The sequence below is a fragment of the Meiothermus cerbereus genome (assembly GCF_051297115.1).
Taxonomy (GTDB): domain Bacteria; phylum Deinococcota; class Deinococci; order Deinococcales; family Thermaceae; genus Meiothermus; species Meiothermus cerbereus_A.
The window spans coordinates 1-23,057 of the sequence record NZ_JBEVAL010000013.1 but is presented as its reverse complement, the minus strand read 5'-3'; the positions used below and the strand labels follow the sequence as shown (position 1 = coordinate 23,057).

Sequence of the window (23,057 nt, the reverse complement as noted above, 5' to 3'; positions counted from 1 at the left end):
ATGAAACAGAGTGCCAAACACTTTCAAGTTCTCCAGCCCCAGGGCTGGCCCATGCCCAGGGGCTACGCGAATGGAATTGTCGCACAGGGCAGGCTGGTTTTTTTGGCCGGCATGGTTGGCTGGAACCGCCAGAGGGTTTTTGAGAGTGACGACTTTGCGGCCCAGACCCGCCAGGCCTTGCAAAATATCCTGGAAACCCTGGCCGAAGCCGGTGGCCGGCCCGAGCACCTGGTGCGTCTGACCTGGTTTGTCACCAGCAAACAGGAGTACCTGGATTCATTACCCGCCCTGGGTGAGATCTATCGCGCGCTGATGGGCCGTCACTACCCCGCCATGTCGGTGGTGGAGGTCAAGGCCCTGATGGAAGCACAAGCTAAGGTGGAGATTGAAGCCACCGCGGTTATCCCCGAGTAAGGAGACCCATGACCCTCGCCGAGATTAAAAGCCTCGACCAAGCCGACCCTTTGGCAGCCAAGCGGGACGAGTTTTTTTTGCCCGAAGGGGTCATCTACCTGGACGGCAACTCGCTGGGGGCCTTGCCTAAGCGGGTGGTGGCCCGCATGGCGCAGGTGGTACAGCAAGAGTGGGGCCAGAGCCTGATCAAAAGCTGGAACACCCACGGCTGGATTGACCTGCCCCAGCGGGTGGGGGCCAAAATCGCCCGGCTGGTTGGGGCCGAACCCGACGAGGTGGTGGTGGCCGACTCCACCTCGGTGAACCTCTTTAAGGTGCTTCTGGCCGCGCTCGAGCTCCGCCCAGGGCGCAAGGTGATCCTCTCCGACATCGCCAACTTTCCCACCGACCTCTACATCGCACAGGGCATCACCGATCTGCTGAAGCGCCATGAACTGCGGCTTGTATCCAAAGAGGAAATAGAGAGCAGCCTGGACGAAGAGGTTGCGGTCTTGCTGCTCACCGAGGTGGACTACCGCACGGGCTACCGCTACGAGATGGCCCACCTGACCCGGCTGGCCCAGCAAAAAGGCGCGCTGGTGGTGTGGGATCTGGCCCATAGTGCTGGCGCATTTCCGGTACACCTGAACCAGGCCCAGGTGGATTTCGCCGTGGGTTGTGGCTACAAGTACTTGAACGGAGGCCCTGGCGCACCGGCTTTTCTGTTCGTAGCCCGGCGACACCAGGCCGCCACCCGTCCCTTTCTCACCGGCTGGATGGGGCACGCCGACCCCTTTGCCTTTAGCCCCGAATACCTGCCGGCCGAAGACCTGCGCCGCCTAACGGTGGGAACACCGCCCATTCTCTCGCTGAGCGCCCTGGAGGCAGCCCTCGAGGTCTTCGAGGGGGTGGATCTGGCCCTGCTGCGGCAAAAGTCGCTCCAGCTCAGCGACCTCTTTATCCAGTTGATGGAGCCCCTGGCCGCCCGCTACGGCTTCCAGCTAGCCACACCGCTCGAGCACGCCCGGCGCGGCAGCCAGGTGGCTTACCGACATCCGGAAGGCTACGCCGTCATGCAGGCCCTGATCGCCCAGGGGGTGGTGGGGGACTTCCGCGCCCCCGACATCCTGCGCTTTGGCTTTACACCACTTTACCTGCGCTTCGAAGATGTCTACCAGGCGGTGCAACGGCTGGCCCAGGTCATGCAAAGTGGCCTTTGGAAGGAAGCACGTTTCCAGGAAAGGGCAAAGGTAACCTGATGAAAGACACCACCTACCAAGCCGCCCACACCGACTTCAGTCACGACCTGTCCTATGGCGACTACTTGCGCCTGGAGACACTCCTGGCCGCCCAGCAGCCCCTCACCGAGGCCCACGACGAGATGCTGTTCATCGTGATTCACCAGGTGCAGGAGCTCTGGATGAAGCTCATCATCCATGAGCTGAATAGCGCCATGGGGCTGCTGCAGCAGGGCATCGTGGATCCGGCCCTCAAAATGCTGGCCCGGGTCTGCCGGGCCCAGGAGCAGATGAGCGCCAGCTGGGAGGTACTGGCCACCATGACCCCCTCGGACTACCTCCAATTCCGCTCGGCTTTTGGCCGGGCCTCGGGGTTTCAGTCGTACCAGTACCGCCTGATCGAGTTCTTGCTGGGGAACAAAGAACCCTTCATGATGAAACCCCACCGGCACAAACCCGAGCAGTACCGGAGGCTCGAGGCCGCTTTGCATGCCCCCAGCCTGTACGATCTGGCGCTTCGCCTACTGGCCCAGGGCGGTCTTGCGCTGCCCGAGGCCGTGCTAAAGCGCGACTTCGCCAAGCCCTACGAACCCCAGGAAGCCGTGGCCGAGGCCTGGCTTACGGTCTATCGGCAGCCTGAACGCTACTGGGATTTGTACTACCTGGCAGAAAAACTGGTGGATGTGGAGGTCAATTTCCGCCGCTGGCGCTTTAGCCACCTCACCACCGTCGAGCGCACCATCGGCCACAAAAAAGGTACCGGGGGCACCGCCGGGGTGGCCTATCTCAAGCGGGCCCTCGAGATTGTGCTCTTTCCGGAGCTCTGGCAGGTACGCACCTTGCTTTGAGCCACCCACTGAAAGGTTGATTTTTATGCAAAGGCCCCAAGGTTACACTCCATAGAAACCCTGCAAACAGGGCTCCAGCAGAGGTCACGCTTATGGCTGAAGTGAAAATCCATCTGAACACACCGGAGGAGGCAAGATGAAAAAGTTGGTCTGGCTACTGGTTCTTTTGGCTGCAATTGGTTCTTTAGGTCTGGCTCAGCGCAGTGTGAAAATCGGTTTTGTCAGTACCCTCTCGGGCGGGGGGGCGGCCCTGGGGATCGACGCCCGCGATGGCTTCAACCTGGCCTTGCGCCATCTCAACAACCAGCTTGGGGGCCTACCGGTAGAGGTCATCGTGGCCGACGACCAGCAAAACCCCGACGTAGCCCGCCAGGCCGTAGACCGCATGCTCAAGCGCGACCGGGTAGACTTCCTCACCGGCATCATCTTCTCAAACATTCTTTTAGCTGTGGGAGATGCCATCTTTGAGGAAAAGACCTTCTACATAAGCCTGAACGCCGGTCCCTCAGAGTATGCTGGGGAACAGTGCAGCCCCTACTTCGTAAACGTGGCCTGGCAAAACGACAACCTGCACGAGGCCATGGGCCAGTATGTGCAGACCCGGCGCTTCGAGAACGTCTTTTTGCTGGCACCCAACTACCCTGCCGGGCGCGACGCCCTTACTGGCTTCAAGCGCTACTTTAAAGGCCGGGTGGTGGCCGAAGTCTACCACCGGCTGAACCAGCTCGACTTCTCGGCGGAGATTGCTCAGATTCGTGCGGCACGGCCCAAGGCGGTTTACGCCTTCGAGCCGGGGGCCATGGGCGTCAATTTCATCAAGCAGTATGCCGAGTCCGGGCTGATTCGGGAAATTCCCCTATTCCTACCGGGCTTCTCGGCAGATGCCGACGTAATTCGTGCCGTGGGCCGGGCCCTGGTGGGCATCTACAACAGCTCGCAGTGGACCTTAGAGCTCAACAACCCCATCAACCAGCGCTTCGTGGAGGACTTCCGCAAAGCCTATGGCCGCATCCCCACCCTATACGCCTCGCAGGGTTACGATGCAGCGCTGTTGCTGGATACCGCCATTAAAGCCGTAGGGGGCGACCTGAGCAAGAAAGATGAGTTGCGCAAGGCCATGCTGGCTGGGTTCAATAGCACCCGCGGGTTCATCCGCTTTAGCCCCAACGGCTACCCCATCCAGAACTATTACCTGCGTCAGGTCATCCAGCAGCCAAACGGCGAGATAGTAAACCGCCAGGTGGGTACCATCTTCACCAACCACCGCGATGCCTACGTGGATAAGTGTAGGTTAAAATAAGCCTATAGCGACAACAAAGCCACCCTGCTGTTCTCTACCCCCAAAGGCCACCCGACTATGCCCCCAACCCTATTCGTAGAGCAGGTTCTAAACGGTTTCCAGTTCGGCCTGATGCTCTTTTTGCTGGCAGCCGGCCTGACCCTGGTTTTGGGCATCATGGACACCATCAACCTGGCCCACGGCTCGCTGTACATGATTGGGGCCTACCTGACCGCTACTTTGGTCGGGGCCACCGGCAACTTCTGGCTGGCCGTGCCACTAGCCGTGCTGGGCACTGCCTTGGTCGGGATGCTGCTCGAGCTCAGCGTACTGCGCCAGCTGTACCGGCGTGACCACCTCTCGCAGGTGCTGGCCACCTTCGCCTTGATTCTCATCATCAACGAGGTGGTGCGGATGATCTGGGGTTCCCAACCCCTGCTGCTCTCAACACCAGAGGGGCTATCGGGGCCGGTGGAGATTCTGCCTGGCCTGTACTACCCGGCCTTCCGCCTGGTCATCATTGGGGTGGGGCTTCTGGTAGCGCTGCTTTTGTTCTGGCTGGTCAACCGCACCAAGGTGGGCATGTGGCTTCGGGCCGGGGCTTCCAACCGCGAGATGGCCCAGGCCATGGGTGTGCCCATCAAGCCCCTCTTCACCCTGCTGTTTGGGGTGGGGGCCGGGCTTTGTGCCATCGCTGGAGCCTTCCTGGGACCCATTCTGGCCGTGCAGATTGGCATGGGCGAGAGCATCTTGATTCTGGCCTTCGTGGTGATCGTGATTGGCGGTATCGGCTCCGTCAAGGGAGCCCTGGTGGGCGCCTTGCTGGTAGGCCTGGTGGACACCGCCGGGCGGGCTTTTCTACCGCTGCTTCTCTCCCAGGTAGCCTCGCCGGAGGTGGCCTCCAACCTGGGGCCGGCCCTGGCCTCGATTCTGATTTATCTGCTGATGGCCGTGATCTTATTCATTAGGCCGCAGGGACTCTTTCCGGCCCGGACGTAGGGGTAGAGGCCATGCAGTGGTTCTTCTCCTTAACTTTACTGGGCTTTCTACTGCTCTTCCCGCCCCTTGCCAGCGCAACCGGCCTCGAGTTCTACCAGGGCCTCCTGACCAAAATTATGGTCTACGCCCTGGCCGCCAGCAGCCTGAACCTGATTCTGGGCTACGGGGGGATGGTGAGCTTCGGACACGCGGCCTACTTTGGCCTGGGGGCCTACACGGTAGCCATACTGATGCGCGAAGGCGTCACCTCGGCCTGGGTCATCTGGGCGGTGGCAGTGGGCTTGAGCGCACTCTTAGCTCTCCTGATTGGGGTCATCAGCCTGCGTACACGGGGGGTCTACTTCATCATGATCACCCTGGCCTTCGCCCAAATGATCTACTACCTGGTGGTCTCCTTCAAGCAGTACGGCGGCGAGGACGGTCGCCGGGCCCGGCGACCGGAGTTTGGCCTTTTTGAGCTGAACGACACCACGCTCTACTACCTAACCCTGGGGGTGCTGCTGGCCGCGCTTTATCTAATGCACAGGCTGGTGCACTCGAGGTTTGGGCGGGTCTTGCAGGCTATTCGCGAAAACGAATCCCGCGCCCTGGCCCTGGGCTACCCGGTCTTCCGCTTTCAGCTGGTGGCCTTTGTGCTGGCCGGAGCCGCGGCGGGTCTGGCCGGGGTGCTGATGGCCCATTACACCCAGTATGTCTCACCCAGCCTGCTGGCCTGGCAGCAGTCCGGCCATCTGATGATGATGGTCATCCTGGGGGGGGTGGGCCAGTTCTGGGGCGGGGTGCTGGGGGCAGCGGTGCTCTCGCTGGTGGAAGAGGTTCTGCAAGACCTGACCATCCACTGGCAGCTTGGGGTGGGGGTGATCCTGCTGTTCATCGTGCTTTTTGCCCCCCAGGGCCTGGCCGGGCTTTTGCGGAGGAAGGTATGAGTCTGCTGGAGCTGGTGGGGCTCAGCAGGCATTTTGGCGGTGTGCTGGCAGTAAACAACTGCAGCCTGAGCGTGGCCCCGGGCGAGATCCACGCCCTGATCGGGCCCAACGGGGCCGGTAAGACCACCCTGATCAACCTGATTACCGGCGTGCTCAAGCCCAGCAGCGGGCAGGTGCGCTTCCAGGGTGAAGACATCACCCATCTGCCCGCCCATCTGCGGGTGCACCGGGGCCTGGCCCGCACCTTCCAGATCACCAATCTGTTCAAAAACCACACCGTTCGGGCCAACCTCGAGCTGGCCGTGCAGGCCCGCTCGGGCAGCAGCTTCCGTTTCTGGCAGCCGGTCTCGCGGGAAAAACACCTGACCGAGGAGGCCCTGGCCGTGGCGCTGCAGATAGGGCTGGCCGGGCGCTTTGAGGTGGTGGTGGGCAAGCTCTCTCACGGAGAACAGCGGGCCCTCGAGGTGGGCCTGGCCCTGGCCTCCCGTCCCAGGCTCTTGCTACTGGACGAGCCCATGGCCGGGATGGGCCTGGAGGAATCGGAAAAGATGATCGAGCTGATTGCCCGGCTGGCCCAGCAGCACACCATCCTGCTGGTCGAGCACGACATGGGCGCGGTCTTCCGGCTGGCCCAGCGCATCTCGGTACTGGTCTACGGTCAGGTAATTGCCTCGGGAAGCCCGGCGGAAATCCGGGCCAACCCTGAGGTGCACAAGGCCTACCTGGGCGAGGAAGGGGGTGCTGCTTGAGCGTATTACTCGAGGTAGAAGACCTGGAGACCTTCTACGGCCAGAGCCAGGTGCTTTTCGGGGTGAGCCTGCGGGTGGAGGAAGGCCAGGTAGCCACCCTGCTGGGCCGCAACGGCATGGGCAAAACCACCACCGTGCGCTCCATTGTGGGCCTGACCCCAGCCCGTAAGGGGCGGGTTCGCTTTGCCGGGCGGTTCATCGAAGCCCTGGCCCCCGAGCAGATTGCTGCCCTGGGCATTGCTATAGTCCCCGAGGGGCGACAGATTTTTCCCAATCTTACGGTGGAGGAGAACCTGGTCGCCTTCGCGGCCAACCGCAACCAAAGCCCGAACCCTTGGACACTTGCGCGCGTCTGGGAGCTCTTCCCGCGCCTGCAGGAACGTCGCAACAACTTGGGCTTCCAGCTATCCGGGGGCGAGCAGCAGATGCTGGCCATTGGTCGTGCCCTTATGACCAACCCTCGGCTTTTGATTCTGGACGAGGCCACCGAGGGCCTGGCCCCTTTATTGCGGCAGGAAATCTGGCGGGTCTTGCGGCTGCTAAAGGAAAACGGCCAGACCATCCTGGTGATTGACAAGTACCTCGAGCGCCTCCTGGCCCTGGCCGACCAACACACCATCCTGGAACGGGGACGGGTGGTCTGGCAGGGCGACTCCACCAGCCTAAAAGCCAGACCCGAGGTGTGGAAGCAATACCTGAGCGTATGAGCAAGCCTTCCTGGTACGAGTTAGAGTACAGCCCTCGTCTTAGCGTGCCCGACGCCGAGGACTACTTTAGGCGCTGGGCCTTGGAGGCCAGGGCTGCCCGAAGCGCCCTGCCGCACCAGCGCGACCTGGCTTACGGCAGTGGGCCCAACGAGACCCTCGACCTCTTTTTGGCTGAGAACAGCCGCTACCTTCTGGTATTCATCCACGGCGGCTATTGGCGGGCCTTCGACAAGGACGACTTCTCCTGGCTGGCCCCGCCGCTGGTGGCCCGGAGCATAAGCCTGGCGGTGCTGAACTACGCGCTCTGCCCAGCCGTGAGCATCGGCCAGATCACCGAACAATGCCGGCGGGCGGTGGCCTGGCTCTACCAGGCCGCCCCCAGGTATGGGCTGGGGGGTGTACCCCTCCTGATCAGCGGGCACTCCGCTGGGGGGCACCTCACCGCTGAGATGTTCGCCACCCCCTGGGATCGCTATAGTCTCCCCTCAGAAGCCATTGCCGGGGGCATCTCCATTAGCGGCTTGTTTGATCTAGAGCCGTTGATTCAAGTGTCGTTCAACGCCGATCTGAGGCTCGATGTGGAAAGCGCCAGGGCTTGCAGTCCTGTCTACAAAACCCCCACCCTGCGGGCCCCGCTGGTGCTGGCGGTGGGGGCGCTGGAGTCCAGCGAGTTCCAGCGCCAAAGCCACCTGCTGAAGGCAGCCTGGCCCGCGAACTGCAGCGAAGTAAGGTCGGTACCGGGCCGACACCACTTCAACGTCCTGGACGAACTCGCCGATCCTGACAGCCCGGTGTGGGCTTCTTTTAACGGGGCCAGTCCCCCTTAGAACGGAACCACCGGCCCCTGATCCGATCCTTTTTGGTTCCTAAAGTTGCCCTCGGCAGGCTTGCCAAAGCCCAGCAGCACCTCACGGTCGGGAATCAGGCGGGCCTCGAGCCAGTCCAGGTCTTGCAACAACTTGGGAGCCTGCTCGCTCACCTTGACCTCCCGGGCTTCGATCATGGCCCAGCCCCCCGGCCCCCGCACCTTGAGCTGTACCGGCAGCCCTCCGGTCATCTCGTCGAGTCGGCTGCGCAGCTCCAGGAGTTTTTCTTCGTCGAGCAGGGCCAGGTCTAGCTCGAGCTCCAGCACCCTGGGCAGGCCCTCGAGCTCGCTGTAAGGAAACACATCCTGCGCCACCACCCGCAGGCTCTCCCCCTCGCCATCAGGCTCCACCTCTACCAGCACCAGCACCGCGGCATCCTCGGCGATGCGGGGGGAAATTTTGTCGTAGGCCCGGCCAAACGCCACCACCTCTACCGCCCCGGTTTCGTCGGCCAGGGTAAAACGCACCAGCATTCCGCCCGACTTGGTCGGCTTGCGCACAATGCCCTCTACCATGCCCGCCAGCAGCAAGCGCGCCCGCTGGGCGATCCCCTGTCGGGACAGACGGCTATCGCCGCTGCTCACCAAGTTGCCGCTGCCCTTTTGCTCGGCAAAAGCCTGGGGCAGCTCCTCCACCGTGCAGCTTGCCGCCTCGCGCAGGCCCTGGTAGCGCGAAAGCGGATGGCCGGTTACGTAGATGCCCAGGGCCTCCTTTTCCATGCGAAGCTCGGTTAAGGCATCCAGCAGTGGGGCTTTGGGGATTACGGGTTCCTGCGCCTCACCAAAAAGCCCCATCATGCCCGACTGGGCCAGCTCGCGTTCGGACTGGGCCCACTTGAGCAGGTCGTCAAGCGCCGCCAGCATGGGGCCTCGAGGGCCAAAAGCATCAAAAGCCCCGGCCTTAATCAGCGACTCCACCACCCGCTTGTTGGCTACGGTTCCCTCGAGCCGCCGCAGGAAGTCCGGCAACGATTTATAAGGCCCCCCTCGCTCGCGCTCTTTCAGGATAAGCTCCGTAGGCGTCTCGCCCACGTTTTTTACTGCCGACAGCCCAAACAGCACGCTCTTTTCCAGCGCCCGGAAACTAAAGCCCGACTGGTTGATATCGGGGGGGAGCACCTCCACCCCGGCGATGCGGGCCGCCCGGATGTACTCCGCCACTTTATCGGAGTCGTGGCGTTCGACCGTGAGCACCGCAGCAAAAAACTCCACCGGGAAGTGGGCTTTTACGTAGGCGGTCTGGTAGGTCAGCATGGCGTAAGCCGCCGCGTGGCTTTTGTTGAAGCCGTAGTTGGCGAAGGCCTCGAGCAGGTCAAACAGCCGGTCGGCTTCGTCGGCGGGAATGCCCTTTTTGGCCGCCCCTTCCTTGAACTGCGCCCGCTGCTTAACCATCTCCTCCATCTTCTTCTTGCCCATGGCCCGCCGCAGCAGGTCGGCCTCGCCCAGGCTGTAGCCCGCTACAGCAGTCGCTATCTGCATAATTTGCTCCTGGTAAACAGGAATCCCGTAGGTCTCCTCCAGGATGGGCCGGATGTACTTCTCGGCGTTGGGGAACTGCGGGTAGCTCACCTCCTCGCGCCCGTGGTGGCGGCGGATGTAGGTGGGAATGTTCTCCATGGGGCCGGGCCGGTAAAGGGCACCCAGGGCGATGATGTCCTGGATGCGGCGCGGCTTGAGGCCCCGCACCGCGCTGGTCATGCCGGCTGAGTCGAGCTGAAAAACCCCCTTGGTCTCCCCCCGGCCCAGTAGCTCAAAGGTTCTGGCATCGTCGATGGGCAGGTTATCGAAATCGAGCTCGACCCCTTTGGACTCTTTGACAATGCGTTTGCACTCATCCAGAAAGGAAAGCGTCCGCAGGCCCAAAAAGTCCATTTTCAAAAACCCCAAGGCCTCCACCGAACCCATGTCGTACTGGGTCACCTTGGCTCCGTTATCCCCAGCCCGCATCAAAGGGATGTGGTCGCGCAGGGGTACGTCGGAGATGACCACCCCCGCGGCGTGCACGCTGCTCTGGCGCGAAAGGCCCTCGAGCTTCTGGGCCACCTCGAGCACCCGCTTGACCAACGGGTCTTTCTCCATCTCGGCCCGCAGGTCGGGAATGGCTTCGACGGCCTTGTCCAGCGGCATCGGCTTGCCAAAAGTCACCGGGATGAGCTTGGCCAGTTCGTCAGCCTTTTTGACCGGCAGCCCAAACACCCGCGCAGCGTCTTTGATGGCGGCCTTGGCCGCCAGCGTACCAAACGTACCGATCTGGGCTACCATCTCGTCGCCGTAGCGCTGGCGCACATACTCAATCACCTCACCCCGGCGCACGTCGGAAAAATCGGTATCGATATCGGGCATGGAAACCCGAGCCGGGTTGAGGAAGCGTTCAAAAAGCAGGTTGTAGGCCAGGGGGTCAATGTTGGTAATGCGGGTGGCATAGGTGACCAGTGAGCCCGCCGCCGAGCCACGGCCCGGCCCCACCGAGATGCCGTTGTCCTTGGCCCAGTTGATGAAGTCGCCCACGATAAGCAGGTAACCCGGAAAACCCATGCGCTCTACCACGGTCAGCTCGTAGATGGCACGGGACAGAATGGCCCACCCGTCCCATTCGATGCCTTCCTTGAGTTCGGGCAGGTGGGCCCGGGTGGCCTCGAGGTCCTCGATGCGGGCCAGCTCCAGGGCCAGCATCTCCCCATCGCCATGCGGCACCGGTCGGCCTATCTTGCGCAAAAACTCCCGGTACAGCTCAGGGGTCACCCGTTCGGGGTAACGCTTGAGCAGCCCGTTAAATGTGAGCTCGCGGAAATAGGTCACCTCGGTACGGCCCTCGGGCAGAGGGTATTTGGGAATGCGGTACTGCACTTTTTTGGGCACCAGCTCCACATCGCACATCCGCCCGATGTTCACCGAGTTGTCGAAGAGTTCGTCCATGCGGCTGCCCCAGAGTTCTTTTTCGTCCTCGAAGGTCTGGCGCATCTCCTCGGGGCTCTTAACGTAAAACTCGTCGCAGGGGAACTTCCAGCGGTTTGGGTCGTCCCAGGTCGACTTCGACTGCACCGCGAGCAACACCGCGTGGGCCTCGGCGTCTTCTTTCTTAACATAGTGGCCGTCGTTGGTGGCTACCAGGCCCAGGCCGTACTTGTCGGCAAACTCCTTCAAAACTTTGTTCACCTTATGTTGTTCGGCCAGGCCGTGGTCTTGAATCTCGATAAAGTAGCGCTCCGGGCCGAAAATCGAGAGGTACTCCTGCAGGCGTTTTTCGGCATCCTCAAAGCGCTCTTGCAGGATGAACTGCGGAATCTCGGCCCCCAGGCAGCCCGAAAGCGCAATAATGCCAGCGTTGTGCTCGCGCAAGATCTCACGGTCGATACGGGGTTTGCTGTAGAAGCCCTCGAGGTAGGCCCGGCTGGCCAGGCGGGAGAGGTTCTGGTAGCCCTCCATATTCTGGGCCAGCAACGTGAGGTGAAAGTAGCCCCCGTCCAGCCCCTTGCCCTGCTTGCGGTCGAAGCGCGATTCCGCCGCCACATAGGCCTCGTAGCCGATAATCGGTTTGACCCCCATCTCGCTGGCGTATTTGTAAAACTGCACCGCCCCGAACATGTTGCCGTGGTCGGTCATGGCCAGCATGGGCTCTTGGGGCGAGACCTGCTTGACCCATTTCAGGAGGTCTTTGAGCCGGGCCGCCCCATCCAGCAGGCTGAACTGGGTGTGCTGGTGCAGGTGGGCAAATTTACAAGCCGGGCAGGTACTGGGGTTATGCCGGTTCTGTGGATTTAGGTCGGTGGCCATTACGCAGGTATCATAACGCAAATCGGGGGCGCGGGGGGGGCATGAACCCACAAAATCAAAGCCTGAGATGTCATGAAATTGGCTCGCCCCCGCACGTGGGTACAGGGTCCCGCGGCTGGGCCAGCTTGCCGACCCGGGTCAGCAAACTGACCAAATCTGGTATTTATGGTTAGAATCACCCTGTGCAAAGGGTTTTCATTGAAGAACTGGCAAAATACGACGGTCAAGAGGTCATCATCCGGGGGTGGCTCACCGGCCGCCGCTCCAAGGGCAAAATTCACTTTTTGCAACTGCGCGATGGCACGGGCTTCATGCAGGCCACCGCCTTCAAGGGTGAGCTGCCCGACGAACAGTTCGAGGAGGCCGACCACCTGCCCCAGGAGACAGCCCTGGAGGTGCAGGGGCTGGTGCGCGCCGACAGCCGGGCGCCAGGGGGCTATGAGCTTTCGCTGCGAGGGCTTAAGGTAATTGCCCGACCCAGCCGGGAGTACCCCATCACCCCCAAGGAACACGGGGTCGATTTTCTGATGGATCATCGCCACCTGTATCTGCGCCACCGCCGGGCCTGGGCGGTGCTGCGGGTACGCGATGAGCTCGAGCGCGCCATCCACGACTTCTTTCATGCTCGGGGCTTTGTCCGCATGGATGCCCCCATCCTGACCCCCAATGCAGTAGAGGGCACCACCGACCTGTTCGAGGTAGACCTGTTCGACGGCGAGAAGGCCTACCTCTCGCAGTCGGGCCAGCTTTATGCCGAGGCCGGGGCCCTGGCCTTTGGTAAGGTTTACACCTTTGGCCCCACCTTCCGGGCCGAGCGCAGCAAAACCCGGCGGCATCTGCTGGAGTTCTGGATGATTGAGCCGGAAGTGGCCTTTATGACCCACGAGGAGAACATGCAGCTTCAGGAAGATCTGGTGGTCTACCTGGTCGGGCGGGTGCTGGAAAACAAAAAGCTCGAGCTCGAGATGCTCGAGCGCGACACAACCGTGCTGGAGAGCACCGCGCAGGGCAAGTACCCCCGAATTACCTACACCCAGGCGGTAGAGATGGTCAACCAGCTTGCCCAGAGGCCCGAACTCGAGCTCACCCCCCTAAACTGGGGCGACGACTTTGGCGCCCCACATGAAGCCGCCCTCACCGCACAGTTTGACCGGCCCATTTTTGTGGAGAAATACCCGGCTGCCATCAAGGCCTTCTACATGCAGCCCGACCCCAGCGACCCACGCCTGGTACTCAACGCCGATATGCTGGCCCCCGAGGGGGTAGGCGAGATTATCGGGGGCTCGCAACGCATCCACGACCCCGAGCTGCTGCTGCAGAAGATTCGCGAGCATAACCTGCCCGAAGAAGTCTTCGACTGGTATATGGACCTGAGGCTATTCGGAACCGTGCCACACGCAGGGTTTGGCATCGGCCTCGAGCGCACCGTGCGCTGGATCTGCGGCATTGAGCACATCCGCGAGGCCATTCCATTTCCCCGCATGTACACCCGGATGCGACCCTAAAACAAACCTCACCCAAAGCATTCCGCTTTGGCCCAGGCTATCGCACCCTTCACAGGCCTGGCCTCCCATCCGGGAGGCCACTATGCTGTACCGAACACAGCAACCAAGTTAGGTAGAGAGTCAATGCTTATGAAGAGCACGCTATATCCTGATAAGAAGTGTCCTTGGGGGGCCTCCACTATAGGGCCGGAATCTGGCTCGAGCTGGTGTTGTTCGGGCGCTGGGCTCGCTTAAAAATGAGGGCCTCCCCCACCCGCCCCTCGAGCATGCCTACCGCTGGCGAGGCTGCAACCTGGGCACAGAAAGGCACATCGGCCTCGAGCCCCACCTGGCGCAAGGCCTGGGCAGCACCGGACAGGTGGAGGGGCTCGAGCGGATCGGGGTAGGCCCGGCGCGTGGTAAGGGCTGTAAGCGCCCCATCCTCGAGTTCATAAGAACCCATAATCTGCAAAAACTCAGCCAGCACACCTGCGGTATACACATCGTCCAGCCCAATCCGCCCTTCTTTGCCCGCACACAAAATGGCCACTTCCTCGGTAGCCAGCTGGTGCGCCAACCGGGCTGCAGCGTGGGCGTTATAGAGCGAGGCCAGCAGCACGTGTTTGGCGCTACGGGCGGCCAGGTGTGCGGTGCGGGTGCCGTTGGTAGTGCACATCACCACAATTTTTCCACCCACCGGCGCTTCCAGCGCATCCCGCGGCGAGTTGCCATAATCAAAACCTGCGGGTTTGAGCCCGCCTTCCTCACCGGCCAGTACCACATCGGTGTCGCGGAAGGCCCGGGCGCTTTCCAGATCGGAGGTGAGGTACAAAGCGCTGGCCCCCGCCTCCAAAAAGGCCGTCGCGGTAGTTGTGGCTCGAATCACATCTACTACCAGCACCACATCTGGGTAGCTCAGGTTGTCCTGTGGAACTAGATCAGCCCGTAAGCGCATATCTCTTGCCTCAAAAGAAGGTCTATCCCCTGGCATGATGCAGGGGAATCTCCCCCAAAAACCTCACCATGCCCAGCGTTCAAAAAGCTGTGGGGTAGCTGCTTTTTGCCGGCGTCGGTCGCCCAGGTAGCAAAAACCACCATCGCACCGGCGAGCTGGTTGGCAAAAAGGGGGGGCACAAGCTGAGACATAGATGAGGACGAAGGGAATCATAACGGATAAACCCACAACTGTGCAAAGAGACCTCCGAGGAAACCCCATCCCCACAGCGATAGATAACCTTGACCGCACCAACGAGCGGGTCGAAGCAGGGCCAGTATCTTTGCTGCAGCAGGCTGCCCGATGAGTGGCCATCCCGCCCGGGGCTGGCTTAGCGCAATCCGAACAAAACTTCTTCTAGCCCTGCTGGGTCGAGAATTTCCACATAGCCCGAGCCCACCTTCACCAGTTCTTCTTCCCGCAAAGCGTGCAGCACTCGAGTTACCGTCTCGCGGCTGGTCCCGGAGAGCTGGGCCAGTTCCTGGTGGGTCAGCTTCATCTTGAGCCCATCGCCATACCGTTGCTTGCGCAGCTTGGTCAAGGCATAGGCCACCCTGCCCCGGGCCTCCTCAAAGGAAAGCACCTCGAGCTCGAGGTCGGCCTCACGCAAGCGCCTTGCCAGGATGGTCGCCAGGTTGTGCAAGATTTCCGGCCATTTGCGCACCAGGCTCCAGTAGGCATCCTGGTATAAGACCAGGAGCACCGAGTCCAGGGTGGTTTCCGCCGAGGCACTGCGGGGCTGGTCATCCAGCAGACTCATCTCCCCAAACACCTCCCCAGGGCCCAGGTAAGCGAACATCCGCTCACGACCATCCAGGTAGGTTCGGAAGATACGAACCTGGCCGCTTTGCACAATATAGAGTGCAGCCCCCATATCTCCCGCCTCAAATATCAGTTTACCCGCCGGGTAGTTACGGGTAACAAAGGCCTCCCGGGCTACCTCGAGCGCCTGTGGAGGTACCCCTTGAAATAGGGGGGTTTTTGCCAGTACCTGTGTGTCAGCCAACATCAGGTACACTCTACAAGGGTGCGTAACGCTTTGCCAATAGCAGACAACACGCCGGTGCTGGAAGTCACCGACCTGAGCTTTTCCTACGACGAAGTCAGGTTATTCCAAAACCTCAGCTTCGCGCTGCATAAGGGCGAGGTTCGGGTAATTCTGGGCCCTTCGGGCAGTGGCAAAACCACCCTTTTACACCTGCTGGCTGGCTTGTTGAACCTCCAGCAAGGTGAGATCAGGTGGAACGGGCAGAGCATTCGTGTACAAAATGAAGAGGAGCTGGCCCAGCGCAGGCTGCGCTTCACCGGCCTGGTTTTTCAGCATCACTACCTGCAGGCCGAACTCACGGCGCTGGAGAACATCCTGGTTCCCGGATATCTGGCAGGCGAGGTAGATACGGCCTGGGGTCAGGAGTTGCTGCAACGAATTGGGTTGCAAAACCGGGCCAAGCTGCACCCCAAAGCCCTCTCTGGCGGCGAACGGCAGCGAATCGCGGTGGCCCGGGCCCTCTACAACCGGCCCAGGCTGCTCCTGGCCGACGAGCCCACCGGCAGCCTGGATCGGCGCAATGCCGAGAAGGTTTGGGAACTCATGCTCAACTTAGCCAAAGACCTGGGCACCGCCGTTATCATTGCCACCCACGACGAACACCTGGTACGGGGTCTTCCGGAAATACGGCTGGGCTGAACCCACAAGGCAATTTGCTACACCCTGCCCCTTGAGCACAGATTACCGCTACAGATGTTCATCCATGCGTTAGGGAAAGCTTTCCCATCACCGAACCACCTGCTTCGAGAGTTGCCATAGCGCGCTCTTCACAATTATTGAGCCGCTCAAAAACTTATGCGCCGTCCTGCACAGCACAGTTGTCTCCCGGATGGGATGCAACGCCTGCGAAGAGTGCGATAGGCATTCGGCGGTGGGCTGGTGGAGCGGGTTATCTACCAGCCCCTACGGCTTTTTACTCCTGGGGGGCCGAGAGGGCCAGGAAGTTGAGCATGTGCTGGACGGTCTTGTGGCTGTGTTGAATCTGGTGGGCCAGACCAGGGCCAGCCAGATAGCCCCCGGTAAGGAAGAGGCCGGGCGCATGCACCAGGGCCTGCTCGAGGGCCTCGACCCGGCGGGTATGGCCCTGGGTAAATTGGGGCCTCGAGCGCGGCTGGCGGAAAACCCAGGCGGCCAGGGGGCGTATTGGGGTTTGCAGGTGTCGGCTGGTGTCGAGCTGGGCCAGGCGAGAAAGCTCGGCATCGGTAGAGCGGGCCACATCTCCAACGAACTGCACGCGGGCCAGGCTCAGCTCAGGGTTGAGCTGGGTTAGCCGCAGGGCCCAGCCCGCATAACCCTCCGCCTGGGCCCAGTAGTATTCGGCTGGCTCTATGCCCGGTTGGGGGTGTCGGTAGAGCAAATACGCCCTGGCGCTGTGTTGGTAGGGGAACTGGTTGAGCAGGGTGGTCATTTGCGGGGCTGTTGGACGGAAAACCTGAGCTGCTCGAGGGGCCGGGAGCGCGACCACAACTGCATCCGCCTCGAGGCTGCCTCCCCGCACATGCACCTGCCAGCGGCCTACATCGCGGGAAATGGCCAGGGCTTCCTGGCCGGTAAGAATCCGGGCTTTTTGCAGGTGGTTGGCCAGGGCCTGAACCAGACTGCCCATTCCAGCAGCCAGGTGCCAGCGGCCCTCCGACCTGAGTTGGCGGCCACCCACCATCAGACCCCCCTGGCGCTCGAGCCGGAGCAGGGCAGCAAAAGCTGCGGGAGTCGAAGCCTCCTCCGCCGGGCCGCCCAGCAGCACACCCAGGTATGGCTCCAGCACCTCCCAGACTTCCGGGCCCAGCCTCCGGCGAAAAAAAGCACCCAGTGGCTCATCTTTAACCAATGCGGGGGGCACCAGGCGTTCAGTGCCAAGCCGCCATTTGACCCTGCGGCCAAAGGGCAACTCCACCAGCCGATGCAGGCCATAGCCGGTAGCGGGGTTCAGACCGGGGGGCAGAACCCAGTCCTGTCCCCTGGAGCGAACCACCCGTTTAAGGCTGGGAAGGGGCTGTGGCTCGAGGCCCAGCTCGGCGCAAAGCGTGAACAAGGTGCTGGGCTGCTCGTCGAAGTACCCGTCGCCCAGCTCAAGCGCCCAGCCCTCCAGCTTCACCGTCTGGTTATGGCCGCCCAGGTTATGGGTGGCCTCGAGCAGGCTGACCTCGAGCCCGGCTTGGCTGGCCCAGTAGGCCACGGTTAATCCCGAAAGCCCCCCACCGATGATGACTGCTTTACTCATGCGCCGGCCCCGCACCCCAGACCGTAGGGTCTGAAACCCAGCCAAGCACCCAGACTGCTCGAAACATCAAAACTCTTGCACACCTGCCGATTCTATCCTGTAAAACCCGCTTCTGGGCAGGGCGGTTTTTCTCGCTGCAATCACAGTGTGGCCCAGAACGTGTTAGCATAACCCCACAAGCAGTTCTGCAACCATCGCAAGCTGTTGGCGGGTTGGGAATATGCTGCCCCAGGGGTGTGTAGATGAAGATAAAACACGTGCTGTTGCTATTTTTGACACTAGGCTCGCTGGCTATGGCCCAGCCCAACCCCGTCGTAGCCACTGTGGCCAGCTCTTCCATTACCAAAAGCCAGTTTGACCTGCAGTTCCGTTTGTTTGTGCGCGATTTTTTGCGGCAGCGCGGCCAGGCCTACAGCCCGGAAGCGGAAGCAGCGCTGGCCGAGTTTAAGCCCCGGTTCCTGGACCGGATGGCCCGTGACCGGGCCATCGTTCTTGCCGCTGAAACAGCGGGCTTTGCCGCCAAAAAAACGGATATAGATGCGGCCATCGAGGAGGTAAAAGCCGACTTCGAGAGCGAGGAAGAGTTTATCCAGGCCCTGAAGGAGGCCGGTATTCCTGGTATCGAGGCCTACTACGAGCTGGTCTACGAAGCTCTGACTTATAACGCCTACCTCGAGCACCTGCTCCAGCGGTTGCAGGTCAGTGAGCCTGCGCTGCGGATGCTCTACCTGGTCTCCAAACAGCAGTTTGTTGTGCCAGCGCGGTACTGCTCCTCGCACATTCTGGTTGGCACGGCCCAAGAAGCCAACCAGGTAATTGCCCGGCTGGGCAAGGGTGAAAAGTTTACCGACCTGGCCAAAGAGCTTTCACAGGACCCCGGCAGCAAAGACGAAGGCGGCAACCTCGGCTGCGAACCCAGAGGCACCTATATAGCCCCCTTCGAGCTAGCCCTGACCGCGCTAAAACCCGGAGAAAGCTCCAAGACCCCAGTCAAAACTGAGTTTGGTTATCACATCATCTTGCTCAACCGCATCGAGGCTGCCAGTTTCCAGTCTTTCGAACAGGTCAGAGGGGGGCTGGAGCAAGCCATCCGGGATACCGCCTTGCAGAAGGTGCTGGACAACATCGTAAACCGCACCCCCATCAGGCTGTTCCCCGAGAACCTGTAGCACAAATGCTCAACTGCTGTACTGGGTATTGGTAGGCGATGCCCTGGCTACGACCAGTCTTGCGGAGAAGCAATGTCCTGGATTCGTTCTTTTGCTGGGGCTCCCACCATAAAGCAGCGGGGAGATCCAGTCGGAGTTTGAGCTGCACGTTTGGGTTCGTATGCGCTAAAGATCTGCGGGCTCGATTTGCCTCCACCCGCAGCATCGTTGTTTGGCCGATGTTTATGGGGCAGTGCCAGGCTTTATTCACCTCTACCCCTGCTACCCACCGATTGAGGCCCGAGCTTTTCCCTTAAAACCAGGCGCACGAAATGCAGCAGCCGGGGAAACCGGCCCCAGCGTCGCCGGTCTAGTGCTATGCGCACCAGCCATTCAATCTTGAGCCGTTGTGCCCAGGCAGGAGCCCGTTTAACCTCTCCGGCCAGTACGTCGATCATGCCACCCACGCCAATGGCAACCCTGGCCCCCAGCCGGGCCTTGTGACGATGAATAAAGGTGTCCTGTCGTTCGCCCATTCCCACCACCAGCAAGTCGGGCTGGGCCTGCCGGATGGCCTCCACCACAGCCTCTTCATCGGTGAAAAAGCCATCCTGAACCCCACAAACCTGGATTCCCCAGCGGGCTTTAGCGTGCTGCGCTGCGCGCAAGGCTACTCCAGGGGCAGCTCCTAAAAAATAGACGCGCAAGCGAGGCCCAAAACGCGCAAAGGCCGCGGGCAGGATCTCCGAACCCGGCACCCGGTCGGTGAGGCGGTGTCCTGTAAGCAGCCTCACCGCCCAGACAATCCCGACCCCATCGGCCGTAACCAGCTCGCACTCCTGAAGGGCTTGCTTGAGGGCAGGCTCGGTTTGAGCGCGCACCACGGCCTCGGGGTTGGTGGTGATGATCTGGGCGCAGTAGCGCTCAGGATGAGACATTTTGCTTTCGATCCAGTTTAGGGTTTGCTCGAGGTCTACCAGATCGACTGGGGTACCCAGAACTTCTACGCGGTGCACGCCCTACCTCGCTTGAAAACAAAAACCAAAGCGGTCTTTGGTCAGGCCGTACTGCTTTGCCTCCAGCAGCCGTACTTGCCTTAGCCTTGGGACTACCTCTTCTACGCTAACCAAACTTGCCAGGGCCAGTTCTTCGCTACGGCCTGCACGGTAAAGTTGTTTACCCAGATCGGACTGCACCAGCGCCTCTTGCGGGTCTGGGAAGGATTTGAGCAGGGCAGTAGCCAGCCGTGCGCCTTCCTGTAGCGCACCTTCCTTACCCAGGGATTGGTACAGGCGCTTGGCTATAAAACCTGCCACAACGGTACTGGCCAGGCTGGGCTCGAGCCGGGCCTGGGTTGCGGCAACCACGGTGTCTATGTGCTGCTCAACGGCGTAAGCCACCGCCGCTCTGGCGTTGCGAAAATAAGCCAGGGCAGTCTGTAACGGCATCTGCTCCAACGACTCGGCCAGTGGCGGAGCCAGCAGAACACAGGTTTTTCCCTCGGCCCGAAGCCCCGGCAAAGTCTGCAACGAGATTCCGCCATGAAACCCTTCCAGCGGAAGACCCTCCTGTTCGCCCAGGAGCAGCGCGCCCCCCTCAGCCAGTGCTAAAGCAGCCCGCACGCTCCTGGCAACCCAGACCTCCTGGGCTCCGGCAGCCAGTAAAACACCTACCGCACTGCCATAAAACACGTCCACTACCAGTACCGGCTGGGGATATGGAGGTTTGGGAACCAAATCTACCCGTAGCGTCACAGCGTAATAGCCTCCCTTAAGTGCATCGCGCACCCTTCCTGCGGCATTATATAGAAGGGCCGACGTCACACTGGCCCGTCGCATTATGGCACAGCCCAGGGCGGGTGCTGGGGGCTGGTGGCAAAAATAAGCTCACTACGCGGTCTAAAGGGGATTGCTGTTTTCTTTAAGCCACTTTAGCTGCGTAATAGCAGCACCGGGCCCTCCCCCAGCGGGGGCAGGTCGGCCAGGCTTTCCAGCCCAAACATTTCTAAAAACCGGTCGGTGGTGCCGTACAGCTTAGGCCGCCCCACGGCGTCCTTCTCACCCACAATCTGAACCAGCTGGCGCTCTACCAGCCCCTCGAGCACCCCCTCCACGCTCTTGCCGCGCAAAGCTTCCAGTTCGGCTCGAGTAAGCGGCTGCTGATAAGCGATCAGTGCAAGCACCTCCAGGGCTGCTTTGGAAATGCGCGGCGGGGTAGGGCGCAATACCTGCTCGACCGCCGACAGGTGCACGGCATGTACCACCAGCCGCCACCCCCCCGCCACCCGCTCGAGCTGTACCCCCAGACGACCATCGGCCAGGTCGCGCTCGAGGGCCACCACCGCCCGGGTGAGCGCCTCTTCGCTACCCAGCGGGCTCAGCTCTTTCAGGGAAAGTGGCCTCCCTGCCGCAAACAATACTGCCAGAACCTGGGCTTTAAGATTCTGTATATCCATACCTGACATCTCTGCCTCTGGGTGGCACTAAGCACCCCCCTCCCCTTCTCCTCCAGGTCAAATTGGCTCAATGTGGTTATTTCACCTACCCCTGGCCCTGCAAAGGCTATACTAGGGTGAGTATGCCAACCTATCAATACAAGGCCAGGGACCGCCAGGGGCGCTTGATCAATGCTGTCATCGAAGCAGATGACATGCGCACAGCTGCCCGCATCCTGCGAGAAAAGGGCCTGTTCATCGCCGAAATCAAGGAGCCCGGCAGGGGCCTGCAGGCCGAGATTAAGCTGCCAGGGCTGGATCCCCAGCCCGGCCTCAAAGACCTGGCCATCTTCAGCCGCCAGCTAGCCACCATGCTCAACGCCGGTTTGCCGATTGTGCAGGCCCTAGCGATTTTGGAGAAGCAGACCGAGAAAAAGAAGTTCCAGGCCATTCTCAAGGAAATTCGCACCGAGGTCGAGGGGGGGGGCAACTTCAGCGAAGCCCTTAGCAAACATAAGCTTTTTAGCCGCCTCTACATCAACCTGGTGCGGGCAGGCGAGACCTCGGGTACGCTGGATGCCATTCTGGATCGTCTGGCCACCTTCCTGGAAAACGAGCTGGCCCTGATCGGCAAAATTCGTTCGGCCATGACTTATCCGGCCATCGTATTTGTGTTTGCAATTGGGGTGACCTACTTCCTCCTCACCGGCATCGTGCCGCAGTTTGCCCAGATCCTGACTGGGCTGGGCTCGGAGCTGCCGCCGCTGACCCGGGCCCTGATGGGCATCTCCGACTTTTTGCGCCAGGGCACCATTTTTATCGTGTTGATTGCGGTGGCCCTGTTTTTTGCCTACCGGGCCTACTATCGAACCGATAAAGGTCGGCATCAGATTGACCAGATAAAGCTAAAGCTCCCCGTGTTCGGCAACCTGATGAAGAAAAGCGCGCTGGCTCGCTTTTCACGCACCTTTGGCTTGCTGATCTCGAGCGGGGTAAACATCGTAGAAGCCCTGGACATCACCAAAGGCACCGCCGGCAACGCCATTGTGGAAGACATCCTCGAGCAGACCAAGATCGCCATCCAGTCGGGCGAGCCCGTCTACACCACCATCCAGGCCCACCCGCAGGTCTTCCCCCCCATGGTGAGTTCGATGATTGCCATCGGTGAAGAGACGGGCGCCCTCGATACCATGCTGCAAAAGATTGCCGACTTCTACGAGCGCGAGGTAGACGAAGCGGTCAGCGCCCTGACTGCCGCCATCGAGCCGCTGATGATCATCTTCCTGGGCTTTGTGGTGGGGGTGATTGTGGCCGGGATGTTCCTGCCGCTGTTCAAGATTATCGGGACGCTTTCAACGCAATAATCCGCTCGGCCACGTCCAAATCGACGGGCATCACCGACAACCGATTGCCCCGGCGAAGCAAAATAAGCTCGTCGGGGCTGAAGTTTTGCCGCAAGAGCCCCAGGGTAAGCATCGGCTCGAACTTCTCCACAAAGCCCACCCGCACCGTCCACCAGCGCGGATTGTCAACCGTGCTGCTGGGGTCGAAATAGGGCGACTTTGGGTCAAACTGGCTGGGGTCGGCAAGGTGGGTCTCGATTATCTTGCACAGCCCCACAATGCCGGGGGGCTCGGTGCTGGAGTGGTAGAAAAAAGCCAGGTCGCCCACCTGCATGGCCTTTAGAAAATTGCGCGCCTGGTAGTTGCGAACCCCGTCCCAGAGGGTGGTTTTCTGCTTTTTCAGGTCGTCTATGCCAAACACCTCGGGTTCCGACTTAAGCAGCCAGTAGTTCATACCTGGACAGTCTATCTTTAGCCGAGTTTGAGATTTTGCAGTCTAAAACACCCACGTGACGACTCCCCGCTCTTCAGAGCGGGGCTTCTCGGTTCTCACGGGACGGCCCACGCCGTACCCATCCCCGAAGGCTCCGTCCGAGCCTTTGCCAGA

At 61.0% G+C, this 23,057-nt stretch carries 21 protein-coding genes; 13 read left to right on the top strand and 8 right to left on the bottom strand.

What is annotated here, in order from left to right:
* The 9 genes from ABWU19_RS04560 to ABWU19_RS04520 all read left to right on the top strand — a co-directional run bounded on the left by ABWU19_RS04560 (nt 1) and on the right by ABWU19_RS04520 (nt 7,966).
* Nucleotides 1-414 carry a RidA family protein gene (locus tag ABWU19_RS04560; protein ID WP_435900581.1) on the top strand — a complete coding sequence of 138 codons (414 nt, stop codon included), beginning with the start codon at nt 1-3 and terminating at the stop codon, nt 412-414.
* 8 nt (nt 415-422) lie between these two features.
* Nucleotides 423-1,652, top strand: coding sequence for a kynureninase (gene kynU / locus ABWU19_RS04555; protein WP_435900580.1), 1,230 nt, complete (start codon nt 423-425; stop codon nt 1,650-1,652).
* The gene (gene kynA, locus ABWU19_RS04550; RefSeq protein WP_435900579.1) at nt 1,652-2,479 is read left to right on the top strand and encodes a tryptophan 2,3-dioxygenase; all 828 of its coding nucleotides are present in this window, start codon (nt 1,652-1,654) and stop codon (nt 2,477-2,479) included. The genes kynU and kynA overlap by 1 nt, the downstream gene beginning before the upstream one ends.
* A 136-nt stretch (nt 2,480-2,615) precedes the next feature.
* Nucleotides 2,616-3,779, top strand: a complete 1,164-nt coding sequence (locus ABWU19_RS04545) for an ABC transporter substrate-binding protein (protein ID WP_435900578.1) — start codon at nt 2,616-2,618, stop codon at nt 3,777-3,779.
* A 57-nt stretch (nt 3,780-3,836) separates the two neighbouring features.
* Complete coding sequence (locus tag ABWU19_RS04540; RefSeq protein WP_435900577.1) at nt 3,837-4,757, top strand: branched-chain amino acid ABC transporter permease; 921 nt, start codon at nt 3,837-3,839, stop codon at nt 4,755-4,757.
* A gap of 11 nt (nt 4,758-4,768) precedes the next feature.
* A complete protein-coding gene (locus ABWU19_RS04535; RefSeq protein ID WP_435900576.1) occupies nt 4,769-5,683 on the top strand; it encodes a branched-chain amino acid ABC transporter permease in 915 nt (304 codons plus the stop codon).
* Nucleotides 5,680-6,432 (top strand): ABC transporter ATP-binding protein, encoded by a 753-nt coding sequence (locus ABWU19_RS04530; RefSeq protein ID WP_435900575.1) that lies wholly within the window; start codon nt 5,680-5,682, stop codon nt 6,430-6,432. Before ABWU19_RS04535 ends, ABWU19_RS04530 begins: the two co-directional genes overlap by 4 nt.
* Nucleotides 6,429-7,139, top strand: coding sequence for an ABC transporter ATP-binding protein (locus tag ABWU19_RS04525; RefSeq protein ID WP_435900574.1), 711 nt, complete (start codon nt 6,429-6,431; stop codon nt 7,137-7,139). Before ABWU19_RS04530 ends, ABWU19_RS04525 begins: the two co-directional genes overlap by 4 nt.
* Nucleotides 7,136-7,966 carry an alpha/beta hydrolase gene (locus tag ABWU19_RS04520; RefSeq protein ID WP_435900573.1) on the top strand — a complete coding sequence of 277 codons (831 nt, stop codon included), beginning with the start codon at nt 7,136-7,138 and terminating at the stop codon, nt 7,964-7,966. Before ABWU19_RS04525 ends, ABWU19_RS04520 begins: the two co-directional genes overlap by 4 nt.
* Here ABWU19_RS04520 and dnaE read toward each other — a convergent pair.
* The gene (gene dnaE, locus ABWU19_RS04515; RefSeq protein ID WP_435900572.1) at nt 7,963-11,778 is read right to left on the bottom strand and encodes a DNA polymerase III subunit alpha; all 3,816 of its coding nucleotides are present in this window, start codon (nt 11,776-11,778) and stop codon (nt 7,963-7,965) included. The two genes, ABWU19_RS04520 and dnaE, sit on opposite strands and share 4 nt — an antisense overlap.
* Before the next feature lie 182 nt (nt 11,779-11,960).
* Here dnaE and asnS point away from each other — a divergent pair, with 182 nt between their 5' ends.
* Nucleotides 11,961-13,283, top strand: coding sequence for an asparagine--tRNA ligase (gene asnS, locus ABWU19_RS04510; protein WP_435900571.1), 1,323 nt, complete (start codon nt 11,961-11,963; stop codon nt 13,281-13,283).
* A 178-nt stretch (nt 13,284-13,461) separates the two neighbouring features.
* Here asnS and ABWU19_RS04505 read toward each other — a convergent pair whose 3' ends face one another.
* Both ABWU19_RS04505 and ABWU19_RS04500 read right to left on the bottom strand, forming a co-directional pair.
* Nucleotides 13,462-14,217 (bottom strand): 2-phosphosulfolactate phosphatase, encoded by a 756-nt coding sequence (locus ABWU19_RS04505; RefSeq protein WP_435900570.1) that lies wholly within the window; start codon nt 14,215-14,217, stop codon nt 13,462-13,464.
* Nucleotides 14,218-14,587: 370 nt separating this feature from the next.
* Entirely contained in the window at nt 14,588-15,265 is a 678-nt protein-coding gene (locus ABWU19_RS04500) for a Crp/Fnr family transcriptional regulator (RefSeq protein ID WP_435900569.1), read from the bottom strand.
* 18 nt (nt 15,266-15,283) lie between these two features.
* On the opposite strand from ABWU19_RS04500, the gene ABWU19_RS04495 reads away from it, so the two are divergent.
* Nucleotides 15,284-15,943 carry an ABC transporter ATP-binding protein gene (locus ABWU19_RS04495; protein WP_435900568.1) on the top strand — a complete coding sequence of 220 codons (660 nt, stop codon included), beginning with the start codon at nt 15,284-15,286 and terminating at the stop codon, nt 15,941-15,943.
* Between the two features lie 274 nt (nt 15,944-16,217).
* On the opposite strand, the gene ABWU19_RS04490 is transcribed toward ABWU19_RS04495, so the two are convergent.
* Complete coding sequence (locus tag ABWU19_RS04490) at nt 16,218-17,525, bottom strand: protoporphyrinogen/coproporphyrinogen oxidase (RefSeq protein ID WP_435900567.1); 1,308 nt, start codon at nt 17,523-17,525, stop codon at nt 16,218-16,220.
* Between the two features lie 242 nt (nt 17,526-17,767).
* Between ABWU19_RS04490 and ABWU19_RS04485 the strand changes: the two genes are divergently transcribed.
* Nucleotides 17,768-18,694 carry a peptidylprolyl isomerase gene (locus tag ABWU19_RS04485; protein ID WP_435900566.1) on the top strand — a complete coding sequence of 309 codons (927 nt, stop codon included), beginning with the start codon at nt 17,768-17,770 and terminating at the stop codon, nt 18,692-18,694.
* A gap of 242 nt (nt 18,695-18,936) precedes the next feature.
* Here the strand turns inward: ABWU19_RS04485 and ABWU19_RS04480 are convergent, their stop codons facing one another.
* The 3 genes from ABWU19_RS04480 to scpB all read right to left on the bottom strand — a co-directional run bounded on the left by ABWU19_RS04480 (nt 18,937) and on the right by scpB (nt 21,128).
* The gene (locus tag ABWU19_RS04480; protein ID WP_435900565.1) at nt 18,937-19,689 is read right to left on the bottom strand and encodes a WecB/TagA/CpsF family glycosyltransferase; all 753 of its coding nucleotides are present in this window, start codon (nt 19,687-19,689) and stop codon (nt 18,937-18,939) included.
* 3 nt (nt 19,690-19,692) lie between these two features.
* Nucleotides 19,693-20,460 carry a 2-phosphosulfolactate phosphatase gene (locus ABWU19_RS04475; RefSeq protein WP_435900564.1) on the bottom strand — a complete coding sequence of 256 codons (768 nt, stop codon included), beginning with the start codon at nt 20,458-20,460 and terminating at the stop codon, nt 19,693-19,695.
* 143 nt (nt 20,461-20,603) lie between these two features.
* Nucleotides 20,604-21,128: an SMC-Scp complex subunit ScpB gene (scpB, locus tag ABWU19_RS04470; protein WP_435900563.1), complete on the bottom strand. Its 525-nt coding sequence runs from the start codon at nt 21,126-21,128 to the stop codon at nt 20,604-20,606.
* A 122-nt stretch (nt 21,129-21,250) separates the two neighbouring features.
* On the opposite strand from scpB, the gene ABWU19_RS04465 reads away from it, so the two are divergent.
* A complete protein-coding gene (locus ABWU19_RS04465) occupies nt 21,251-22,471 on the top strand; it encodes a type II secretion system F family protein (RefSeq protein WP_435900562.1) in 1,221 nt (406 codons plus the stop codon).
* On the opposite strand, the gene ABWU19_RS04460 is transcribed toward ABWU19_RS04465, so the two are convergent.
* A complete protein-coding gene (locus ABWU19_RS04460; protein ID WP_435900561.1) occupies nt 22,446-22,904 on the bottom strand; it encodes an EVE domain-containing protein in 459 nt (152 codons plus the stop codon). The genes ABWU19_RS04465 and ABWU19_RS04460 overlap by 26 nt on opposite strands.
* Nucleotides 22,905-23,057: the final 153 nt, after the last annotated feature.